Annotated in this window: 3 protein-coding genes and 2 pseudogenes; all 5 read right to left on the bottom strand. The window is 65.7% G+C overall.

Annotated elements, in window-relative coordinates:
- A pseudogene (locus tag VL752_RS11855) lies at window positions 1-407 on the bottom strand (polyphosphate kinase 2); the annotation flags it as partial.
- 143 nt (window positions 408-550) lie between these two features.
- A complete protein-coding gene (gene ilvC, locus VL752_RS11850; protein ID WP_325355421.1) occupies window positions 551-1570 on the bottom strand; it encodes a ketol-acid reductoisomerase in 1020 nt (339 codons plus the stop codon).
- Window positions 1571-1625: 55 nt separating this feature from the next.
- Window positions 1626-2141, bottom strand: a complete 516-nt coding sequence (gene ilvN, locus VL752_RS11845) for an acetolactate synthase small subunit (RefSeq protein ID WP_325355419.1) — start codon at window positions 2139-2141, stop codon at window positions 1626-1628.
- Window positions 2141-3955: an acetolactate synthase 3 large subunit gene (locus VL752_RS11840; RefSeq protein ID WP_325355417.1), complete on the bottom strand. Its 1815-nt coding sequence runs from the start codon at window positions 3953-3955 to the stop codon at window positions 2141-2143. Before VL752_RS11840 ends, ilvN begins: the two co-directional genes overlap by 1 nt.
- A gap of 35 nt (window positions 3956-3990) precedes the next feature.
- A pseudogene (locus VL752_RS11835) lies at window positions 3991-4553 on the bottom strand (tRNA dimethylallyltransferase); the annotation flags it as partial.

The raw sequence follows: 4553 nt of genomic DNA, 5'->3' as shown, positions 1-4553 counted from the left end.
GGAAGATGGGAGACATAGCGCTGGAAATACCATTGTGTGCGCTCCCGCTCGCTGGGCGCGGGAAGAGCGGCGACCCGGCAGACGCGCGGATTGAGCCGCTGCGTGATGCGCTTGATGGCGCCGCCCTTGCCGGCGGCGTCTCGTCCTTCGAACAGGACCACGACCTTCAGCTTCCTGTTCTGCACCCAGTCCTGCAGCTTCACGAGCTCGCCCTGCAGGCGGAAGAGTTCGGCGAAATAGAAGCGCCGGTCGATCCCCTCGCGGCCGCCCTCGGAGGAGGCATCGCCGTCCACCAGGCGGGAGAGCCGGTCGTCATCCATCTCCATCTCGAGTTCCTCATCGAAACTGTCGAGGAATTCGTCCCGCACGTTGTCGAGGAGCGCCTTGTGGTCCACCGATTCGGTCATGCTCAAACCCTGCCCTTGTCTCCGACCCACCGAGACTAGGCAAAGCCAGCGAGGCTTGCCAATGACGATACGGCTGCAAAGCGAAACGGCCACCCGCCCTGAGGGGCGAATGGCCGTTCGAGAGTCACGCGCAGAAGAAAGGCTCAGTTCTTGGTCTTGTCGACCAGGCGGTTCTTGGTGATCCAGGGCATCATGCCGCGCAGCTTCTCGCCCACTTCCTCGATCTGGTGCTCGGCCAGACGGCGGCGGGTCGCCTTGAAGCTCGACTGGTTGACCTTGTTCTCCAGCATCCAGTCGCGTGCAAAGCGGCCGGACTGGATATCAGCCAGCACCCGCTTCATCTCGGCCTTGGTCTCGCTCGTGATGATGCGCGGGCCTGTGACGTATTCGCCGTATTCGGCCGTGTTGCTGATCGAGTAGTTCATGTTGGCGATGCCGCCCTCATAGATGAGGTCGACGATCAGCTTCACTTCGTGCAGGCACTCGAAATAGGCCATCTCGGGGGCGTAGCCGGCTTCCACCAGCGTTTCGAAACCGGCCTTGATGAGCTCGACCAGGCCACCGCAGAGCACGGCCTGCTCGCCGAACAGATCGGTCTCGCACTCTTCCTTGAAGGTCGTCTCGATGATGCCCGCGCGGCCACCACCGACGGCGGAGGCGTAGGAGAGGGCGATGTCCATGGCATTGCCGGACTTGTCCTGCGCCACGGCCACGAGGCAGGGCACGCCGCCGCCTTTCTGGTATTCGCCGCGCACGGTATGGCCGGGCCCCTTCGGCGCGATCATGAAGACGTCGATATCGTCGCGCGGGTCGAGCAGGTTGAAGTGGACGTTCAGCCCATGCGCGAAGGCGAGCGCCGCGCCGGGCTTCATGTTGGCATGCAGCTTTTCGCGATAGAGGTCGCCCTGGCCTTCGTCCGGGGTCAGTACCATCACGACATCGGCCCATTTCGCGGCGTCCGCCGGGTCCATCACCTTGAAGCCGGCGGCTTCGGCCTTGGGCGCACCGGCCGAGCCGGAGCGGAGGCCGATCGCCATCTCGCGCACGCCGCTGTCCTTGAGGTTAAGCGCATGGGCATGGCCCTGGCTGCCGAAGCCGATGATCGCGACCTTCTTGCCCTTGATCAGGTTCACGTCGGCGTCGCGATCGTAATAGACTCGCATCTTCACTCGTCTCCCGTTGAAAACAGTCGCGTCCCGGCCCGTTCGGACCGGGGCATCAGATGATGGTCTTGGTGCCGCGGGCGATGGCCGCGACCCCGCTGCGCGAAATCTCGGCCAGGCCGAGCGGGCGCATCAGGTCCAAAAAGGCGTCGATCTTCTCGGTCGCGCCCGTCAGCTCGAACACGAAACTCTCGATCGTCGTGTCCACGATCTTGGCGCGGAAGGCATCCGCGATGCGCAGCGCCTCGACCCGCGCCTCGCCCCGGCCCGCCACTTTGATGAGGGCGAGTTCGCGGGCGACATGCGGCCCCTCGGCGCTGAGATCGGCCACTTTATGGATCGGCACCAGCCGGCCCAGCTGCGCCTTGATCTGTTCGATGACCAGATCGGTGCCCCAGGTCACGACGGTGATGCGGCTGCGGGACCGATCCTCGTCCACCGGGGCCACCGTCAGGCTGTCGATATTGTAGCCGCGACCCGAGAAAAGGCCGATGACGCGGGCAAGCACGCCCGCCTCGTTGTCCACCAGCACCGCAATCGTGGCGCTGCGCTCTCCGTTCGTATCGCTCATTACACAAGCACCATGCCGGCATTGGTCACTTCGGCGCTGTCCCGGTTCTTGTCCGGTCCCAGCAGCATCTCGTTATGGGCAGCGCCCGAGGGAATCATGGGATAAACGTTCTCGCCCTGGTCCACGGCGATATCGGCGATCACCGGGCGGTCGCACTTGATCATTTCAAGGATGACCGGGTCGAGCTCCTCTACCGTCGTCGCCCGCATGCCCACGCCATGGAAGCTTTCGGCGAGCTTGACGAAATCGGGCAGCGCCTCGCTGTAGCTTTCGGAATAGCGGCTGCCGTGCATCAGCTCCTGCCACTGCCGCACCATTCCCATGTACTGGTTGTTGAGGATGAAGATTTTCACCGGCAGGCGGTACTGCGCCAGCGTCCCCATCTCCTGAATGTTCATCAGAATGGAGGCTTCGCCCGCGATGTCGATCACCAGGGCATCCGGATGCGCCACCTGCACGCCCATCGCCGCCGGCAGGCCATAGCCCATCGTGCCCAGGCCACCGCTGGTCATCCAATGGTTCGGCGTGTCAAAGCGGAAATGCTGGGCCGCCCACATCTGATGCTGCCCGACCTCCGTGCTGATGAAGGTCTCTCGCCCCAGTTCCCGCGTGATCTCATACAGCCGGCGCACCGCGTGCTGCGGCTTGATGATCGCGCCCTTCTGCATCGGCTGGGTGAAGCGCAGGCAATCCACCGCGCGCCAATCCTCGATCTGCCGCCACCAGGCCGACAGCGCATCCATGTCAGGCTCGATCGGATCCTGCGTCCAGGCTTCCATCAGCGCGGCCAGCGTACGGCCGGCATCGCCGACCACCGCCACATCCACCCTCACGTTCTTGTTGATGCTGGAAGGATCGATGTCCGCGTGGATCTTCTTGCTGTCCGGGCTGAACGCGTTCAGCCGGCCGGTCACCCGGTCATCGAATCGCGCGCCCAGGTTGAGCAGCACGTCGCAGTCATGCACCGCGAGGTTCGCCTCATAGGTGCCGTGCATGCCAAGCATGCCCAGGAACTGCCTGTCGTTCGCGGGATAAGCGCCCAGGCCCATCAGCGTGCTGGTGCAGGGCAGGCCCGTGGCGCGGACGAACTCCACCAACAGGCGGGACGCCTCCGGCCCAGAATTGATGACGCCGCCGCCGGTATAGACCATCGGCCGCTTCGCTGCCTTCAGCAGCGCGATCGCCTCGGCAATGCGCGCGGGATCGGGCTCGGTCACCGGGCGATAGCTGCGGTGGCCGTTGCGCACCGCCTCCTGATACGGCGCCTTGGTGATCAGGACATCCTTCGGCAGATCGATCACCACCGGGCCGGGCCGGCCCGAACGCGCGACATAGAACGCCTCGTGCACCACGCGGGCGAGATCCTCGCTGCGCTTGACGAGATAGTTGTGCTTGGTCGCCGGCCGGGTGATCCCGGTGGTGTCGGCTTCCTGGAACGCGTCATTGCCGATCAGATGGGTCGCGACCTGCCCGGTGAGGCAGACGACGGGAATGCTGTCCATCAGCGCGTCCACCAGTCCGGTGACGGCATTGGTGGCGCCGGGCCCGGAGGTGACCAGCACGCAGCCGACCTTGCCGGTGCTGCGGGCATAGCCCTCGGCCGCATGCACGGCCGCCTGCTCGTGGCGAACCAGGATGTGGCGGATCGCGTTCTGCTGGAAGATCGCGTCGTAGATCGGCAGCACCGCCCCGCCCGGATAGCCGAAAATCACCTCTACACCCTGGTCCTTGAGCGCGCGGAGAAGCACCTCGGCGCCCGGCTTCAGTTCGGTGTCAGGGGCAGTCGGCTGGGGGGTTGTGTGTGTCGTGCTCATGATGCGCGCACACCTATTCTTACCAGCCGGGCGCGTCAACCCGGGTTCTGAATAAATGCGAAGATTTCATCCAATTCTCTTTCCGAAAATTGCTTAAGGCCCGCAATTCGCGCATGGATCGTATGCGTCCGCCCCGGCGGAGCAAGAATCCGATGCCGGAACCACGTCGCCTGCCGCTTGGTGTACTGGCCGGTGACCTGCTCGGCGCGTGCGGCGGCCTCGGCGAGGGAGATCTCCCCGCGCAGATGGGCGGACAATTCGGGCACGCCATGCGCTCGCATGGCCGGCAGCGCGGGGTCCAGATCGAGGGCCAGCAGCGCGCGCACCTCGTCGAGTGCGCCGGCTTCCAGCATGGCGGCGAAGCGGCCCGCGATGGCGTCGCGCAGCGCCTCGCGCCGCGGCTCCAGCAGGATGGCACGGAAGCGCCAGGGCGCCGGCCGGGCCCCGTCGCGCTGCCAGGCGGCCAGGCCGCGGCCGGTGCCGCGCCATACCTCCCACGCGCGGGCCACGCGCTGGCTGTCCGACGGCCGCAGCCGCGCCGCGGTCGCCTGGTCCACCTTGGCGAGCGCGTCATGCAGGCCACGCGGCCCGTGCTCGG

The sequence above is a fragment of the Acidisoma sp. genome (assembly GCF_035492295.1).
GTDB lineage: Bacteria > Pseudomonadota > Alphaproteobacteria > Acetobacterales > Acetobacteraceae > Acidisoma.
This window is presented reverse-complemented; position numbering and strand designations above follow the sequence as displayed.

Coding starts and splice junctions, on each gene's coding strand:
- ilvC (WP_325355421.1), bottom strand. CDS start 1,570: ATGCGAGTCTATTACGATCGCGACGCCGACGTGAACCTGATCAAGGGC.
- ilvN (WP_325355419.1), bottom strand. CDS start 2,141: ATGAGCGATACGAACGGAGAGCGCAGCGCCACGATTGCGGTGCTGGTG.
- VL752_RS11840 (WP_325355417.1), bottom strand. CDS start 3,955: ATGAGCACGACACACACAACCCCCCAGCCGACTGCCCCTGACACCGAA.